Source organism: Azospira oryzae, assembly GCF_004217225.1.
Taxonomy (GTDB): domain Bacteria; phylum Pseudomonadota; class Gammaproteobacteria; order Burkholderiales; family Rhodocyclaceae; genus Azospira; species Azospira oryzae.
Map to the genome: position 1 here is coordinate 848,309 of NZ_SHKM01000001.1, position 15,974 is coordinate 864,282.

17 protein-coding genes are annotated in these 15,974 nt (G+C 65.7%); 14 read left to right on the forward strand and 3 right to left on the reverse strand.

All coding sequences use genetic code 11. From position 1 onward, the window contains the following. The first annotated feature begins 179 nt into the window (after positions 1–179). The 4 genes from EV678_RS03965 (at position 180) to EV678_RS03980 (ending at position 5,860) form a co-directional block, all read left to right on the forward strand. Positions 180–2,453 (forward strand): cyanophycin metabolism-associated ABC transporter, encoded by a 2,274-nt coding sequence (locus tag EV678_RS03965; protein ID WP_130458585.1) that lies wholly within the window; start codon positions 180–182, stop codon positions 2,451–2,453. Positions 2,454–2,458: 5 nt separating this feature from the next. Beyond that, positions 2,459–2,929: a cyanophycin metabolism-associated DUF1854 family protein gene (locus tag EV678_RS03970; RefSeq protein WP_014237781.1), complete on the forward strand. Its 471-nt coding sequence runs from the start codon at positions 2,459–2,461 to the stop codon at positions 2,927–2,929. A gap of 262 nt (positions 2,930–3,191) precedes the next feature. Next, positions 3,192–5,084, forward strand: coding sequence for a peptidase U32 family protein (locus EV678_RS03975; RefSeq protein WP_130458586.1), 1,893 nt, complete (start codon positions 3,192–3,194; stop codon positions 5,082–5,084). Between the two features lie 185 nt (positions 5,085–5,269). Then, positions 5,270–5,860: a hypothetical protein gene (locus EV678_RS03980; protein WP_130458587.1), complete on the forward strand. Its 591-nt coding sequence runs from the start codon at positions 5,270–5,272 to the stop codon at positions 5,858–5,860. Between the two features lie 5 nt (positions 5,861–5,865). Here EV678_RS03980 and EV678_RS03985 read toward each other — a convergent pair whose 3' ends face one another. Then, a complete protein-coding gene (locus EV678_RS03985) occupies positions 5,866–6,066 on the reverse strand; it encodes a SlyX family protein (RefSeq protein ID WP_014237783.1) in 201 nt (66 codons plus the stop codon). Between the two features lie 89 nt (positions 6,067–6,155). Between EV678_RS03985 and EV678_RS03990 the strand changes: the two genes are divergently transcribed. From EV678_RS03990 to EV678_RS04020, 7 genes are all read left to right on the forward strand, one after another. Further along, on the forward strand, positions 6,156–6,770 hold the full coding sequence (locus tag EV678_RS03990) for a YitT family protein (protein ID WP_014237784.1): 615 nt from the start codon (positions 6,156–6,158) through the stop codon (positions 6,768–6,770). 3 nt (positions 6,771–6,773) lie between these two features. Next, positions 6,774–7,580 carry a fused MFS/spermidine synthase gene (locus EV678_RS03995; RefSeq protein ID WP_130458588.1) on the forward strand — a complete coding sequence of 269 codons (807 nt, stop codon included), beginning with the start codon at positions 6,774–6,776 and terminating at the stop codon, positions 7,578–7,580. Between the two features lie 219 nt (positions 7,581–7,799). Continuing rightward, entirely contained in the window at positions 7,800–8,816 is a 1,017-nt protein-coding gene (locus EV678_RS04000; RefSeq protein ID WP_130458589.1) for a class I SAM-dependent rRNA methyltransferase, read from the forward strand. A 283-nt stretch (positions 8,817–9,099) separates the two neighbouring features. Further along, positions 9,100–10,698, forward strand: a complete 1,599-nt coding sequence (locus tag EV678_RS16260) for a pseudouridine synthase (RefSeq protein WP_235832401.1) — start codon at positions 9,100–9,102, stop codon at positions 10,696–10,698. A 350-nt stretch (positions 10,699–11,048) separates the two neighbouring features. Continuing rightward, on the forward strand, positions 11,049–11,309 hold the full coding sequence (infA, locus tag EV678_RS04010; protein ID WP_014237788.1) for a translation initiation factor IF-1: 261 nt from the start codon (positions 11,049–11,051) through the stop codon (positions 11,307–11,309). 79 nt (positions 11,310–11,388) lie between these two features. Next, positions 11,389–11,571, forward strand: coding sequence for a hypothetical protein (locus EV678_RS04015; RefSeq protein ID WP_043798298.1), 183 nt, complete (start codon positions 11,389–11,391; stop codon positions 11,569–11,571). A gap of 162 nt (positions 11,572–11,733) precedes the next feature. After that, complete coding sequence (locus tag EV678_RS04020; protein ID WP_130458591.1) at positions 11,734–12,279, forward strand: DUF3617 domain-containing protein; 546 nt, start codon at positions 11,734–11,736, stop codon at positions 12,277–12,279. Positions 12,280–12,343: 64 nt separating this feature from the next. Here the strand turns inward: EV678_RS04020 and ylqF are convergent, their stop codons facing one another. After that, entirely contained in the window at positions 12,344–13,258 is a 915-nt protein-coding gene (gene ylqF, locus EV678_RS04025) for a ribosome biogenesis GTPase YlqF (RefSeq protein ID WP_130458592.1), read from the reverse strand. Positions 13,259–13,400: 142 nt separating this feature from the next. On the opposite strand from ylqF, the gene EV678_RS04030 reads away from it, so the two are divergent. After that, a complete protein-coding gene (locus EV678_RS04030; protein WP_014237792.1) occupies positions 13,401–13,652 on the forward strand; it encodes a hypothetical protein in 252 nt (83 codons plus the stop codon). Positions 13,653–13,656: 4 nt separating this feature from the next. Here the strand turns inward: EV678_RS04030 and EV678_RS04035 are convergent, their stop codons facing one another. Continuing rightward, on the reverse strand, positions 13,657–14,406 hold the full coding sequence (locus EV678_RS04035; protein WP_130458593.1) for an MgtC/SapB family protein: 750 nt from the start codon (positions 14,404–14,406) through the stop codon (positions 13,657–13,659). Between the two features lie 79 nt (positions 14,407–14,485). Between EV678_RS04035 and EV678_RS04040 the strand changes: the two genes are divergently transcribed. Beyond that, positions 14,486–15,493, forward strand: a complete 1,008-nt coding sequence (locus EV678_RS04040) for a serine/threonine protein kinase (RefSeq protein WP_014237794.1) — start codon at positions 14,486–14,488, stop codon at positions 15,491–15,493. Between the two features lie 67 nt (positions 15,494–15,560). After that, on the forward strand, positions 15,561–15,947 hold the full coding sequence (locus EV678_RS04045) for a glutaredoxin family protein (protein WP_130458594.1): 387 nt from the start codon (positions 15,561–15,563) through the stop codon (positions 15,945–15,947). The last annotated feature ends 27 nt before the right edge of the window (positions 15,948–15,974 follow it).

The following is a 15,974-nucleotide window of genomic DNA, read 5'->3' on the forward strand; positions in this document are numbered from 1 at the left end:
TGCGTTTAGCTTAGCTTCCGCGCAATTTCCGATGTAGCCCAAGAAGGGATCAACCTGGCCCGTTTTTCCGGGGGACTCTCCTTTGTAAGGTAAAATCAACGCGCAACTTTTCTTTTGGTTCACCGGCGGGTGCAAAAATTATTTCACAAAACGTAGAACCCTTACGGGAAATTTCCAAGCTGTCCTCCCAATCCGCATCCCTCACCACCACTCTGGAAGAGCTTCCCGGTGCCTGGCTGACGGAGTTGTCCGCCCTCCTGGGGCCGGACGAAACCATCCTGGCCCACCTGGAACTGGACCTGGACAAGACCCTGCGCTTTGCCCGGGGCCTGGTCCTGGTCACCGACCGCCAGCTCATCGCCCGCAGCGGCGAAGAGCCTGCCTGGCAGGCCTTTCCCTACCGGGCCGGCCTCCACCTGCAGCGTCGGGATCATGCCGGCGTGGCCAGCCTGGAGCTGGTGGACGAGCAGCGCCAGCTGGCCCGCTGGCGCCACACCCTGGGCAAGGACACCAACGCCCGCCAGGTGCTGGACCACTTCGAGCAGCAGCGCGACGCCGCCGTCAGCGGCCAGCCCGTGGAAGCCCCGCCCGCCGCCATCTGCGCCCGCTGCGGCGCCCCCCTGGTGCCAGGCCAAGACGACTGCCCGAGCTGCGCCAAGGAGCTGTACACCCCGCCCTCCACCTGGACCCTGTTCCGCCTGTGGCGCTTCGCCCGGCCCTACCGGGGCCAGCTGCTGGCCGGCTTCATCCTGACCCTGATCTCCACCGCCGCCACCCTGGTGGCGCCCTACATGACCATGCCCCTCATGGACGAGGTGCTGATCCCCTACCAGAACGGCCAGCCCCTGGACACCGGCAAGGTCTACTTCTATCTGGGCGGCCTGCTGGGTTCGGCCCTGCTGGCCTGGGGCCTGGGCTGGGCCAAGACCTACATCCTGGCCCTGGTGTCGGAGCGCCTCGGCGCCGACCTGCGCAGCCAGACCTACGAACACCTGCTCAAGCTGTCCCTGGAATACTTCGGCGGCAAGCGCACCGGCGACCTGATGGCCCGCATCGGCAGCGAGTCGGACCGCATCTGCGTCTTCCTCTCCCTGTACCTGCTGGACTTCTTCACCGACGTGCTGATGATCACCATGACGGCGGTGATCCTGGTCTCCATCAATCCCTGGCTGGCGGCGGTGACCCTCATTCCCCTGCCCTTCATCGTCTGGCTCATCCATGTGGTGCGGGACAAGCTGCGCCACGGCTTCGAGCAGATCGACCGGGTCTGGTCCGGCGTCACCAGCGTGCTGGCCGACACCATCCCGGGCATCCGGGTGGTCAAGGCCTTCGCCCAGGAAAAGCGGGAAACCAGCCGTTTCAAGGACGCCAACCAGCGCAACCTGGAGGCCAATGACCGGGTGAACCGGCTGTGGTCCCTCTTCTCCCCCACCATCACCCTGCTCACGGAAGTGGGCCTGCTCATCGTCTGGGGCCTGGGCATCTGGCTGGTGACCAAGAACCAGGTGACCGTGGGCACCCTGGCCGCCTTCCTGGCCTACATCGGGCGCTTCTACACCCGCCTCGATTCCATGAGCCGCATCGTCTCCCACACCCAGAAGGCAGCTTCCGGCGCCAAGCGCATCTTCGACATCCTGGACCACGTTTCCAGCGTGCCGGAACCGGTCAAGCCCCAGCACCTGACCAAGGTGGAAGGCGGCATCACCGTGGAGCGGGTGGGCTTCCGCTACGGCAACCGCACCGTGCTGCGGGGCGTGGACCTGAAGATCAACCCGGGCGAGATGATCGGCCTGGTGGGCCACTCCGGCTCCGGCAAGAGCACCCTGGTGAACCTCATCTGCCGCTTCTACGATGTGGGCGAGGGGGCCATCTGCATCGACGGCGTGGACGTGCGCAACATCCCCGTGTCCGAATACCGCAAGCACATCGGCCTGGTGCTGCAGGAGCCCTTCCTCTTCTTCGGCACCATTGCCGAGAACATCGCCTACGGCAAGCCGGACGCCAGCCGGGAGGAAATCGTTGCCGCCGCCCGGGCCGCCCATGCCCACGAGTTCATCCTGCGCCTGCCCCACGGCTACGATTCCCTGGTGGGCGAACGGGGCCAGGCCCTTTCCGGCGGCGAGCGCCAGCGCATCTCCATCGCCCGGGCCCTGCTCATCGACCCCAAGATCCTGATCCTGGACGAAGCCACCTCCGCCGTGGATACGGAAACCGAACTGGAAATCCAGGGCGCCCTGGACAACCTGATCAAGGGCCGCACCACCATCGCCATCGCCCACCGCCTGTCCACCCTGCGCAAGGCCGACCGGCTGGTGGTCATGGATCGCGGCGTGGTGGTGGAAGAAGGCCAGCACGACGAACTGATCGCCAAGGAAGGCGCCTACTACCGCCTGTACACCGCCCAGACCAAGCAGCTCGACGAGCAGCTGGCCGAGCGTGAGAGCGAGGAATGAACGCCATGACGCCCTGCAATTTCACCCTGATTCGCAATCCCTTCGGCCAGCTGGTGTTCACCGGCGCAGAGGGCGACGTCCACGAAGGCGTGGTGCCGGTGCGCGCCTTCGGCATCACCGCCCCGGACGAGGGCCTGGCCCTGGTCAACGCCCACGGCAAGGAACTGCTGTGGATCGAGCGTCTGGCCGACCTGCCGGAAGGCCCGCGGCAACTGGTGGTCGAAGAACTGGCCAACCGGGAGTTCATGCCGGTCATCTCCCGCATCGTGCACGTCTCCAGCTTCGCCACCCCCAGCACCTGGGACGTGGAAACGGACCGGGGCAACGCCCGCCTGGTGCTCAAGGGCGAGGACGACATCCGCCGCCTCAACCAGCAGGCCCTGCTCATTTCCGACAGCCACGGCGTGCAGTACCTGATCCGCAACCGCCAGGCCCTGGACAAGCCCAGCCGCAAGTTTCTCGAACGCTTCCTGTAAGAACCTTTGCCACAGAGGGCACAGAGAGCGAATACCTGCTGGCCGGAGAGGTAATATTGGCGCCATTCTTCACCGCTGCACCGCGAAGAATGTCATCCCTCCTGCCTCTCCGGGCAGTGTCATTTCCAGCGGCCAGCTGAAATAATCTGAACTCCTGTCGCCCGCGGCGCACCAAGTAACGCCTGCCCGACCCCATGGCGTTACGGCTTTCCCCCTTTTACTCTGTGTTCTCTGTGCCTCTGTGGCAATAAAAGATTCCCCCATGCCCCATCCCCTCGCCCACCCGCTTGAACTCCTCGCCCCCGCCAAGAATGCCGACTTCGGCATGGAAGCCATCGTCCACGGCGCCGACGCCGTCTATATCGGCGGTCCGGCCTTCGGCGCCCGGGCCAATGCGGGCAACAGCGTGGCCGACATCGCCCGCCTCAGCGAATTCGCCCACCGCTACAACGCCCGGGTATTGGTAGCCCTCAACACCATCCTCAAGGACGAGGAACTGGAGACCGCCCGCCGCATCGCCTGGGAATGCCACGACGCCGGCGCCGACGCCCTCATCATCCAGGACATGGGCCTGCTGCAGCTCGACCTGCCGCCGATCCAGCTCCACGCCAGCACCCAGACCGACATCCGTTCCGTGGACAAGGCCCGCTTCCTGCAGGACGTGGGCTTCTCCCAGATCGTCCTGGCCCGGGAGCTGGACCTGGAACAGGTCCGCCAGATTGCCGCCCAGACCGACATCGCCCTGGAGTTTTTCGTGCACGGCGCCCTCTGCGTCAGCTACAGCGGCCTGTGCAACATCAGCCACGCCCACACCGGCCGCAGCGCCAACCGGGGCGAATGCTCCCAGGCCTGCCGCCTGCCCTACGACCTGGAAAACGAACAGGGCCAGATCATCGCCAGCGACAAGCACCTGCTCTCCATGAAGGACAACGACCAGAGCGCCAACCTGCTGGCCCTGGCCCAGGCCGGCATCAGCTCCTTCAAGATCGAAGGCCGGCTGAAGGACCTCTCCTACGTCAAGAACATCACCGCCCACTACCGCACCCTGCTGGACGGCATCATGACGGAACACCCGCAATTCACCCGTTCCTCCGCCGGCCGCAGTACCTTCTTCTTCACCCCCCAGCCGGAAAAGACCTTCAACCGGGGCGCCACCGACTACTTTGTGCACGGCCGGGGCCACAGCGAAGTGGGCGCCTTCGACACCCCTGCCTTCTCCGGCCCGGCCATCGGCAAGGTGAGCCGCCTGGGCAAGGGCTGGTTCGAGGTCGAGACGGCGGAAGCCCTGCACAACGGCGACGGCCTCTCCTATTTCGACGGTCACGGCGAACTGGTGGGCCTGCGCCTCAATACGGCGGAAAAGGCGGGCGCGGCCTGGCGCTGCACGCCCAACGAAGTGCCGGAAGACCTGGCCGTGGGCACCGCCATCCACCGCAACCGGGACCAGGAATTCGAACGCATCCTGGAAAAGAAGTCGGCGGAACGCCGGGTGGGCATCAGCATGGTCTTCGCCGAAAGCGGCGACGGCTTCGCCCTGACCCTGACCGACGAAGCCGGCGTAGCCGTCAGCGTGCCCCTGGCCCACGCCCGGGAAGCCGCCCAGAACGGCGAACGGGCCCTGGCCGGCCTCCGGGAGAACCTGGCCAAGCTGGGCAACACCCAGTATGTGGCCGACGGGGTGGAGCTGCAGCTGTCCCAGCCCTGGTTCCTGCCCGCCGGCGCCATCAACGCCCTGCGCCGGGAAGCGGTGGCAGCCCTGGATGCGGCCCGGGCCGCAGCCTACCAGCGCCCGCCCCGGGCCAGGCCGGTGGAGCCGCCGGCCCTCTACCCGGAAGTGGAACTGACCTACCTGGGCAATGTGTACAACCGCAAGGCCCGGGAGTTCTACCTCAAGCACGGGGTGGAACTGATCGCCGCAGCCTACGAGGCGGACGAGGAAAAGGGCGCCGTTTCCCTGATGATCACCAAGCACTGCCTGCGCCACAGCTTCAACCTGTGCCCCAAGGAAGTGAAGGGCTTAAAGCCCGATCCCCTGACCCTGGTGAACAACGGCGAGCGCCTGACCCTGAAGTTCGACTGCGTGAAGTGCGAAATGCACGTGGTGGGCAAGATGAAAGGGAACAGAAGTATTAATTTAAGGGTGATTCAAAATTGAACCAAATATTAAAAATATCCAATTTATACTACTTACGGCTACGCCAAAACGAAAAAAACAGCAAAACCATAGAAGCGTGGCCATTTCTATTTATTGCGTCATTATTATGCTTCCTATTTTTCTTATCCGAATTTTTTTCGAACACTAAAAATCCGGAACACAACTCGCTTATCACCGGAATATTAATGCTTGCAACAGAAGCAAGTACTTTAGTTATTCTAATGGTTGCAAAAGAACTAAATAACAAGAAAAATTTAAACTATTTATCAAAAAAATATAGCCGAAATTTTTCAACAAAAACAGAAGCCAAAATCTTCTTAATCAACAAGCTCACAAAATCAAAACAAAAAAATTACCACACAATAGCTATAAAAATTAAAAATATATTAGACGAAAGAAACTCGAAATACTATATAGGGAAGCAAAAAAAATTTGAAATCTCCAAAAAAATATACGACCCCGAATCAAAGCAACGAATATATTCCCTATCTCTCGTTTTGATTGCGCCATTATTTGCCCTTTGCATAAATTATGGAGCAAACATTGAGACCATCTTTGAACTATTCAATCACGACCAAAAAACAACACTAATAATCATATGGCTTATACCGTCGTTTTTGTTATGGTTAGGCGCACTACTTCTCATAACACTGATGGAAGTTATATCAACAACTTTTCAAGCCACAAAATTTATGACAAAAAAGCATAAAGCAAAGTCAGATCTTTCGATGCTGGTTTTTTACTCTGATCTTATTGAACTTTCCAGGCCCTTGTAACCCCATCAATAATGGGGCGGAATCTCGTCCTGCAGGGTGCGCTTTTCTTCCGGCAGGCTGGCCAGCATCTGCTGCCGCAGGGCCCGCAGGTCGTGCTGCAGTTGTTCGATCAGCTGCTGCTGGCGGAAGACGGTGCGATTCAGTTCGTCGATGGCATCGTCGGCAAAGCTGAGCTTGATTTCCAGTTCGTTCAGACGCTCTTCCATGGCGGTTCCCGGTCGTTGAGTGAGGGCGGATTCTACGCCTGCCGCCCCATGGCTTACACTACGCCCCTCACGCCTGCTCCCTCCCTGCCTTGACTACCCAGCCCCCCGCCCCGCCCCGCCACAGCCTCTTCGAAGACCTTCAGGCCCTCCTGGTGGCGCCCCTGGTGGTCGCTTTCGCCGTGCTGCTGTTCCGCCATGCCGGTCTCCTCACCGGCGGCACCACCGGCCTCGCCTTCCTCGCCCATTACGGCCTCGATCTGCCGTTCGGCCCCGCCTTCTTCCTCATCAACCTGCCCTTCTACTTCTTCTCGGTGCGGGCCCTGGGCTGGAACTTCACCCTCAAGACCTTCATCGCCGTGGCCCTGCTCTCCCTCTATACGGAGCTGCTGCCGGCCCACGTCGCCTTCGCCAGCCTGGAGCCGGTCTTTGCCGCCCTCATGGGGGGCTTTCTCACCGGCATCGGCCTGCTCATGCTGGTGCGCCACCGGGCCAGCCTCGGCGGCCTCGGCGTCATGGCCGTGTATCTGCAGGAACGGCGCGGCTGGCGCGCCGGCCACGTGCAGATGGCCGCCGACGTGGCCATCCTCTCGGCCGCCCTGCTGGTGCGGGATCCCTACCACGTGCTGCTCTCCATCCTCGGCGCCGTCGCCCTCAACTTCGTCATCGCCGTCAATCACCGCCCCGGCCGCTACGCCGGCACCTGACCCATGGCCCGGGACGACGACTACGAACTGCGGCAGAGCGTGCCGCCCGAGCGCCTCAGCGGCCGCCCCTACCTCAAGGACGAGGCGGACGAACTGGCCCTCCACTTCGACTTCCGCACGGTGCAGAGCACCATGTCCAAGGCCGACCCCACGGCCCTCACCCTGGGCTACACCCGCTCCATGATGGGCTTCCTCCTGCTCCATCCGGAGCCGGCCCGCATCGCCATGATCGGCCTGGGGGGCGGTTCCCTGGCCAAGTACTGCCTGCAGCGCCTGCCCGGGGTGGATTTCACCGCGGTGGAGATCGACCCGGCGGTGATCGCCCTGCGCGACGAGTTCCGCCTGCCGCCGGACGGCGACAACTTCCGCGTCGTCTGCGCCGACGGGGCCGACTACATCCGGGCCATGGAGGACAGCGTGGACGTGCTGCTCATCGACGGCTTCTGCCTCGACGGCCTGCCGCGCCAGCTCTGCACCACCGCCTTCTACGACTACTGCTACGCCCGCCTCAAGCCCGGCGGCGTCATGGTGGTCAACCTGTGGGCCGGCGACGACCTGCTGCAGCTCTACCTGGGCCGCCTGCGCCAGTGCTTCGACGGCCGGGTGCTGCTGATCGACGCCCAGGAGGAAGGCAACCAGATCGCCTTCGCCTGCAAGCAGGAGGACTTTCCCCCGTCCCTGGAGCAGCTGCGCAGTCGCAGCAACGACCTGGCCCCCGCCCACCCCATCGACCTGCCGGACACCGCCGCCCGCCTGCGCCGGGCCCTGGAAGGCCGGCGCAAGCAGCGGGGCCGCGGCCGCTCCGCCTGAACCTCGGCAAGAGGCTGCAGCGGTGGCCAAGCTGCTGTTTCCACGGCACTGTTTGCAGCGATAGGCCAGCACCGCGGCAGGCCTTCCGCTACAATGCCGGCCTGCCCGTCGTCGGGGCCGGCCGCCGGGCACCAGCCCGCCGCCGCTCCGCCGCTCCGCCGCACCCCTGCCGAACGCCGCCCGGGCGCCGGCCTCCCCCTCAGCAGCACCGGAGTCCCCATGTCAGACCTGCTCAGCGACCGCCTGGCCGCCGCCTATTCCGCCCGCAGCGAACTGCTGCCCCAGCTGCACGCCGAAGGCACCAATGCCTACCGCCTGTTCCACGGCAGCGTCGAAGGCCGCTCCGGCCTCACCGTGGACCGCTACGGCGACCTGCTGCTGGTGCAGAGCTTCCACACGCCCCTGGAAGCCGGCGAACTGGCCGAACTGGAAGCCTTCTACGCCGGCGTCCTGCCCGGCCTGGACTGCATCTACAACGACCGCAGCCGCGCCAATTCCCGCATCGCCAACGATCTGCCGCCGGAAAAGGTGGAACCGGCACACCGCCCACGCCAGTTCAGCGAACTGGGCGTCAATTACCTGATCCAGGCCCGCCACGCCGGCCAGGACCCCTGGCTGTTCCTGGACCTGCGGGCCGGCCGCCGCCGCATCATGCAGGAAGCCGTCGGCAAGTCCGTGCTCAATCTCTTCGCCTACACCTGCGGCGTCGGCATCGCCGCCGCCAAGGCCGGGGCCGCCTTCGTCGTCAATGTGGATTTCGCCGAAAGCAGCCTGGCCGTGGGCAAGAGCAACGCCGCCCTCAACGAACTCAATCACCGGCCCCGCTTCATTAAGAGCGACGTTTTCCCCGCCATCCGCCAGCTGGCCGGCATCGGCCAGCCCAAGATGGTGCGGGGCAAGCGCATGCCCCCCTTCATCGAACTGGAGCCACGCCAGTTCGACCTGGTGTTCCTCGACCCGCCCCGCTACGCCAAGAGCCCCTTTGGCGTGGTGGACCTGGTGAACGACTACCCGGCCCTGTTCAAGCCGGCCCTGCTGGCCACCGCCGAAGGCGGCACCCTGGTCTGCTGCAACAACGTGGCCGAAGTGCAGCGCGACGCCTGGCTCGACCAGCTGCAGCGCAGCGCCCGCAAGGCGGGCCGGGAAGTGCGGGCGGCCGAATGGATTCTCCCCGAGGCCGACTTCCCCAGCCCGGACGGCCAGCCGCCCCTGAAGACGGTGCTGCTGCGGGTCTGACCTCCGTCTGCCGACCAAGCCGGAAAAAGCGGCGCTCCTCCGGGAGTGCCGCTTTTTTTATGGATGAGGCCGACACGGCGACGACCGCACTCGTCCAACGGCGCCAGGGCGCCATGCGGCAAAAGCCGCGGTCACGTTGCCCGCCCCACTGGGTGACGCACCACCGGCATCGCCGCTGCCACGACTAACCCCGCGCCGCACGGCGGCAGGCGGCGACGTTTTCCCGCTTGGGATGCCCCACTTGGCGTACACTGCGAGGCCTGAAGATTTCCACGGCCCCACCATGACCCGCTCCACCCTCAAACTGCCGAGTAAAAAAGCCGGCGACGCCAACAGCGAACCCTCCCGCGATCCGGCGCGCAAGCCCATCCGCGGCGGCAACCGCGCCACCCGCAACCAGCCCCGGGCGGAAGCCCCGGCCCGGGACGAGGCGCCCCGCCGCTCCGCACCGCGTAGTGAAGAGTCACCCCGCCGCCGCAGCGAAGGCGAACAGCCGCGCCGGGAAGGCAGCGACCATGCCCGTCCGCCGCGGCGCAGCGACGCCCCCGGCAAGCCGGCCTACGGCCGCGATGGTCGCGATAGCCGCAATGAGCGGAATGGTGAAGCACCGCGCCGCCCCCGCCGGGAAGACGGCGAACGCCCCTACAGTGACCGGGACCGCCCGGCCCGGGGCAAGCCCGCCGGCCGCGATGAGCGGCCACCGCGCCAGGCCGATGGCCGCCCGCCCCGGCGCAGCGATGGACCCGGCAAGCCCGCTTACGCCCGCGACGGCCGGGATGGGGATGCCCCCCGTGGGCCCCGCGCCCCCCGCCGCGAGGACGGCGAGCGCAGCTACGGCGAACGCAAGCCCGGCGCCCCTTTCGGCAAGCCCCGCAGTGAGGACGGTCGCCCGCCCCGGCGTGGCGACGCCCCCGCCCGCCCGGCCTACGCCCGGGACGGCGAACGGGCGGAGCGCCCCCGCCGCGAAGGCGGCGAACGGACCTACGGCGACCGGGAACGGCCCTTCCGCGGCAAGCCGGCGGGTGACTTCGCCAAGCCGGCCCGCCGTTTCGACGACGCCCCCCGCCGCCCTGCGCCGCGGCGCGACGATGCGGCCACGGGCGAGCGCTCCGCCGATGCCCGGCCGCCCCGGGGCGACCGCGGCAATCCCAGCGAACTGCCGCGCCTGTCCAAGGTGATGTCGGAGCAGGGCCTGTGTTCCCGCCGCGAAGCGGACGAATGGATCGAGGCCGGCTGGGTCAAGGTGGACGGCAAGGTGGTGAGCGAACTGGGTTCCCGTATCGTGCCCACGGCCCGCATCGAGGTCGATCCGGAAGCCCGCAAGCACCAGGCGGAAAGCGTCACCATCATCCTGCACAAGCCCATCGGCTACGTCTCCGGCCAGGCCGAGGACGGCTACGAGCCCGCCGTGGTCCTGGTCCAGCCGGAAAACCGCTGGGAAGAGGACAAGGGCGGCACCCGCTTCAAGAGCGCCCACCTGCGCCGCCTGGCCCCTGCCGGCCGGCTCGACATCGACTCCACCGGCATGCTGGTGCTGACCCAGGACGGCCGCGTGGCCAAGCGCCTGATCGGCGAAGACTCCACCGTGGAAAAGGAATACCTGGTGCGGGTCGAGGGCGAACTGATCGAAAACGGCCTGGCCCTGCTCAACCACGGCCTCAGCCTGGATGGCGTCAAGCTCAAGCCGGCCCACGTCTCCTGGCAGAACGAGGAGCAGCTGCGCTTCGTCCTGCGCGAGGGCCGCAAGCGCCAGATCCGCCGCATGTGCGAGCTGGTGGGTCTGAAGGTGGTGGGCCTGAAGCGCATCCGCATCGGCAGCGTGGTCCTCGGCAAACTGCCGCCGGGCCAGTGGCGCTACCTGCGCAGCGACGAGAAGTTCTAGCCTCCTCCCCCTTTTCCCCGGGGATGTAAAGATATTCCGACGTCCCCGGGGGAAATGCAGTACACTGCTGCACCTTGGCCGAATAGCATCACCTCGGCCAACGTGATGCCCCCTCTGCCCTCAAGCCCTCCGCCCTTGCGGTACCCTCGGCGCCCCGCGCCCCGAGTCATCCCCAGATGCATTCGTGCTTGTTGCCGGCCACGCCCCAGGCGCTGCCCCGGAACTACGTCCAGAAGAGATCGCATCAGCCCCCGGCCGGCTTGCGCCATGTGTTTGTGCGCCCGGCTCTGATCCACCTCGCGCTGTTCCGCCTGTCCGACAGGAATGGGGCAGACCAAACGGAGAACTGAATGTCCAAGGAAGAAGCCCTCGAATTTGAAGGCACCGTCATGGAAGTGCTGCCCGAATCCCGCTATCGCGTCACCCTGGCCAACGGCGTGGAAATCCTCGCCTACGGTTCAGGCAAAATGAAAATGCACCGCATCAAGGTGCTCATGGGTGACAAGGTCACCGTGGAAATGTCCCCCTACGACCTGACCAAGGGTCGCATCACCTTCCGCCACCTCGGCGAAGGTGCCCGGGGCCCCGCCCCCGCACGCCGCCGCCGCTAGGCGCGCCACGGCACCCTGCGCCATCCCCGCCGACGCGGAACTTCGCAGGGTGCTGATCAACTCAAGGAAACAAAGCTTAGTGAAAGTAAAAGAACTCATGCCGGGCGACCGGATTGTCGACTTCTGCAAGGGAGACGACGAGCATTACGAAGTCATCGCAGTACGCCCCCTGGGCCACCGTTTTGAAGTCACCTTCCGCTCCCACCGGGGCGAGGCCTCTGCCCACTACAACGGCAACGCCTACATCTCCGCCTTCCGCTGAGGCCGGCGCCGCCGTCCTCCCAGCGCCACCCGCTGCGGCGCTCCTTTCCTGTAATACCTGCCTGAAAACCTGCCCCGTAGCAACGGGCAGTTTTGCTACACTCGACGCCACCGGATAACCGTTCCGGCGTTGCAGAGTCCCCTTTCAGGCAAAGGAGCCGCCATGCCCTCTCCCTTCCGTCACCCCCTGGCCCTGGCCGTCTGCTCCGTCCTCGCCGGCAGCCTGTCCCTTTCCGCCTGGTCCGCCGAGCTGCCCAAGCGCAAGTCGGGTCTGTGGGAAATCCACACCCAGATCGTCGGCGCCCCCAGCCCCGGCCCCATGAAGATGTGCGTGGACGCCAACACGGACAACCTGATGCAGGAGCAGCCCGGCCAGAAGCCGGACTGTAGCGCCATGGACGTCAAGCAGAGCGGCAACAAGGTCACCATCCATACCGTCTGCCGCATGGACAAGACCACAGTGACCACCGATGGCGTCCTCACCGGGGATTTCTCCAGCGGCTACAAGAGCGACATGACCATGCGTTACAGCCCGCCGCTGCAGGGCATGAAGGAAACCAGGATGACCCAGGAGACCCGTTGGCTGGGCCCCTGCGCCAAGGGCCAGAAACCGGGCGACATCATCATGCCCAACATGGGCACCTTCAACCCGGCGGAGATGATGAAGGATCCCCGCTTCAAGGAAATGATGCAGCAGCATCAGCACTAGCCCGGCCAAGCGGGCGCAAAAAAAAGGCCTGTCGCTGACAGGCCTTTTTTTCTGGTGGCGGCTGTTATTCGTCCGCGCCCGGCGCCTCTTCCGGCGGCGCCAGTTGGCCCGCGGCAGCAGCCTGCAGCAGGGCGGCCCGGCTTTCCGGCGTCTCCAGGCTGATGCGGCCCAGGGTGCCGTTGCGGTAGTCGTTGAGCAGGATCAGGGAGGCCTTCTCCAGGTCCAGCTCGCCGGCCCGGCCCTTGATGATGCAGCCCCGCTTGCGGGCCACGGTTTCCACCACGCCCACCGCATCGGTCTCGGCCGCCTTGAGGCCGTAGCGGGCCTCCAGGCATTGGGGATAGCGCTGCAACAGCAGTTCCGCCAGATACACCCCCACCTCCTCGTCGATGTAGGCATTGGGGCCGACGGCATGACTGGCGGCCAGCATCAGACCGTCGCTGGCCAGCTCGATCTTGGGCCACATCAGGCCCGGGGTATCGACGATGGACAGGCGCGGGCCCAGGTCCATGCGCTGCTGCTGCTTGGTCACCGCCGGCTGGTCGCCGACCGCCGCCACCTTGCGCTTGACCAGGGCGTTGAGCAGGGTGGACTTGCCCACGTTGGGGATGCCCATGATCATCAGCCGCAGGGGCTTGACGTTGCTGTTGCGGTGGGGCGCCAGGGTCTGGGCCAGGGCCGGGATGCGGGCCACCTCGCCGGGCTTCTTGCAGGAGATGGCCACGGCCTTCACGTCGGGCTGCTGCTTGTAGTAGTCGAGCCAGGCCTGGGTCACGGCCGGGTCGGCCAGGTCGGACTTGTTCAACAGCTTGAGGCAGGGCCGCTGGCGGTGCTTGCGCAGTTCCTCGATCATGGGGTTGCGGCTGGCTTCGGGCAGACGGGCGTCGAGCACTTCGATCACCACGTCGGCGAACTCCATGGTTTCGGCGGCCTTCTTGCGGGCCGAGGTCATATGGCCGGGGAACCACTGTATTGTCATGTCTTGCCTGAAATCTCAAATAGGATGCGACGGGAAGGGGCGTCGGACGCCGGGAAAATCCCGCGAAAGGCCGCCATTATCGCAGGAGTTGGGCGCCCCATCCGTTACAATCGCCCACTTTCAGCCAAATATCCGTTCCGCCATGGCCACTCCCCCCCTCAAAGCGCAAAAAGTCTTCGCCCTGATGCAGGTCATCGGCGGCTTCGTCGCCGCCCTGGTGCTGGGCTACTCCACCATGAACAACCTGACCCCGGGCCAGATGAGCGGCACCCAGCTGCTGCTGGCCGGCCTCACCCTGGCGGCCCTGGCCTACGCCGGCTATTTCACCCAGAAGCTGGGCAAGCTGGTGGAACAGGGCAAGGCGGAAAAGGCCGGGAGCGACACCGGCAAGTAGGGACTCAGTTGCGGGCGTGGGAGAGCTTGAAGCTGTCCACGCCCTCGAAGCCAGCCAGTTCCTCCGCCAGCTGGGTGATGGGCGTGCCGTTGGCCTTGCCCAGGGATACGGCGACGAAGCGCCATTCGGCCTGGCCGGCATCGTAGCCGATGGCAAAACTGCCCGGCGCCAGTTCGTAACCCCGCTTCAGGGCGGCCCGGGCCAGCACATCCTGGCGCGGCGTGAAGCCGGCCCGGAAACGCATGGTGATGGCCACCGCCTGCCGCGACGGCAGCCAGCCCTCCAGCCGGGACACCAGCATCATGCAGGTGGCCGACAACAGGGCCAGCAGGATAGCCGCCGCGTAGAACCCAACTCCCACCAGGATGCCGATGGCCGACGAGGCCCAGATGGAGGCCGCCGTGGTCAGGCCGCTGATGGTGAAGCCCTCGCGCATGATGACCCCGGCACCGAGAAAGCCGATGCCGGTGACGATGCCCTGGATCACCCGGGTGGGATCGGTGGCCGCGGGCTGCAATCCCTGGCCGCCATACCAGTAGCCGGGATAGCCGATGATCACCACCAGGGCCGCCGAGGCCATGCAGACCAGGCCGTAGGTGCGCATGCCGGCCGCCCGGCCGTGGTAGGAGCGCTCGTAGCCGACGATGAAACCCAGCAGCAAAGCCCCCAGCAGATTGACGAAGACCAGCAGATTGGTGGCCACCTCGTCGGCGGACCAGTAGATTTTCAGCGCATCGGGACTCAGGGGAGACATGGCGGACTCCTTATGGGGCGCGGCTCTCGGGGCGGCCGGTTACAATGGGCCCATTCTACGCGCAAAGCCGGACCCCACCATGCCCGAAACCCAAGCCCCGCCGCCCTACGCCAGCCTGACCCCGGACGCGGTGCTCGACGCCCTGGAAAGCCTGGGCCTGCTGCCGGACGGCCGCCAGCTGGCCCTCAACAGCTACGAAAACCGGGTGTACCAGCTGTGGCTGGACGAGCCCCTGGCCGGCCACAACATTGTCGTCGCCAAGTTCTACCGCCCGGGCCGCTGGAGTGATGGCGCCATCCTGGAAGAACACGCCTTCACCCGGGAACTGGCGGAGCGGGAAATTCCCGTGGTCGCCCCCCTGGAAATCGGCGGCCGCACCCTGCACCACAGCGGCGAACACCGGCTCGCCCTGTTCCCCCGCCGCGGTGGCCGGGCACCGGAGCTGTCGGACCCGGACACCCTGGAATGGCTGGGCCGCTTCATCGCCCGCATCCACGCCGTCGGCGCCCTCGCCCCCTACCGGGAACGGCCGGCCCTGACCCTGCACAGCTTCGGCGAGGAGCCCCGGGACTTCCTCCTGGCCGGCGGCTTCGTTCCGCCGGAACTGAAAAACGCCTGGGAAGGCACGGTGAACGTGGCCCTGGACGGCGCCCGCCGCTGCTTCGAGCGGGCCGGCGACGTCGCCAGCCTGCGCCTGCACGGCGACTGCCACATGGGCAACGTGCTGTGGACCGATGCCGGCCCCCACTTCGTGGACTTCGACGACAGCCGCACGGGCCCGGCCATCCAGGACCTGTGGATGCTCCTTTCCGGCGACCGCCGGGAACAGCAGCGGCAGCTGGACGACGTGCTGGCCGGCTACCGGGACTTCATGGACTTCGATCCCCGGGAACTGCATCTGGTGGAGGCCCTGCGCACCCTGCGCCTGGTCCATTACAGCGCCTGGCTGGCCCGCCGCTGGAACGACCCGGCCTTTCCCGCCGCCTTCCCCTGGTTCGGCAGCCAGCGCTACTGGGAAGAACGCATCCTGGAACTGAAAGAACAGATCGCCCTGATGGACGAGGGGCCCCTGGAACTGTTCGGCTAAGGGGCTTGCGCACACCCACCGCCGCCATGACGTTAGACTGACAGCCTCGTCACCCAAAGCCTTCCCCATGCCCAAGCTGTTCCTCATCCTGATCCTGGCCGGCGCCGTCCACCTGGGCTGGCGTCACTATGCCGGCACCGATGTCGCAGGGGCCGCCACGGTTGCGTCCGGCACCTCACCCAGTCTCGACGAACTGCAGGCCCTGGCCCGCGGCGTCGGCCCCGGCGAAGTGGTGATGTACACCACCAGCGAATGCCCCTACAGCGCCCAGGCCCGCTCCTGGCTGAGCCAGTACGGATTTGCCTACACCGACTGCAACATGAGCATCGACCGCCGCTGCGAGCAGGAAATGCAGAGCTATGGCGGCAACGGCGTGCCCTACCTGATCGTGCGCGGCCACCACATGAAGGACGGCTTCGACAGCGACGAATTCATCGCCGCCCTCAGGCGCTGAAACCAAGGCCCCGCACCAGGCCGCCCC

Excerpts from the sequence above, each read along its gene's own strand:
- EV678_RS03980 (WP_130458587.1), top strand. The coding sequence starts at position 5,270 with ATGCTTGCAACAGAAGCAAGTACTTTAGTTATTCTAATGGTTGCAAAA.
- EV678_RS03995 (WP_130458588.1), top strand. The coding sequence starts at position 6,774 with ATGGCCCGGGACGACGACTACGAACTGCGGCAGAGCGTGCCGCCCGAG.
- EV678_RS03985 (WP_014237783.1), bottom strand. The coding sequence starts at position 6,066 with ATGGAAGAGCGTCTGAACGAACTGGAAATCAAGCTCAGCTTTGCCGAC.
- EV678_RS04035 (WP_130458593.1), bottom strand. The coding sequence starts at position 14,406 with ATGTCTCCCCTGAGTCCCGATGCGCTGAAAATCTACTGGTCCGCCGAC.
- EV678_RS16260 (WP_235832401.1), top strand. The coding sequence starts at position 9,100 with ATGACCCGCTCCACCCTCAAACTGCCGAGTAAAAAAGCCGGCGACGCC.
- EV678_RS04040 (WP_014237794.1), top strand. The coding sequence starts at position 14,486 with ATGCCCGAAACCCAAGCCCCGCCGCCCTACGCCAGCCTGACCCCGGAC.
- infA (WP_014237788.1), top strand. The coding sequence starts at position 11,049 with ATGTCCAAGGAAGAAGCCCTCGAATTTGAAGGCACCGTCATGGAAGTG.
- EV678_RS04000 (WP_130458589.1), top strand. The coding sequence starts at position 7,800 with ATGTCAGACCTGCTCAGCGACCGCCTGGCCGCCGCCTATTCCGCCCGC.
- EV678_RS04045 (WP_130458594.1), top strand. The coding sequence starts at position 15,561 with ATGCCCAAGCTGTTCCTCATCCTGATCCTGGCCGGCGCCGTCCACCTG.
- EV678_RS03975 (WP_130458586.1), top strand. The coding sequence starts at position 3,192 with ATGCCCCATCCCCTCGCCCACCCGCTTGAACTCCTCGCCCCCGCCAAG.
- ylqF (WP_130458592.1), bottom strand. The coding sequence starts at position 13,258 with ATGACAATACAGTGGTTCCCCGGCCATATGACCTCGGCCCGCAAGAAG.
- EV678_RS04020 (WP_130458591.1), top strand. The coding sequence starts at position 11,734 with ATGCCCTCTCCCTTCCGTCACCCCCTGGCCCTGGCCGTCTGCTCCGTC.
- EV678_RS04030 (WP_014237792.1), top strand. The coding sequence starts at position 13,401 with ATGGCCACTCCCCCCCTCAAAGCGCAAAAAGTCTTCGCCCTGATGCAG.
- EV678_RS03970 (WP_014237781.1), top strand. The coding sequence starts at position 2,459 with ATGACGCCCTGCAATTTCACCCTGATTCGCAATCCCTTCGGCCAGCTG.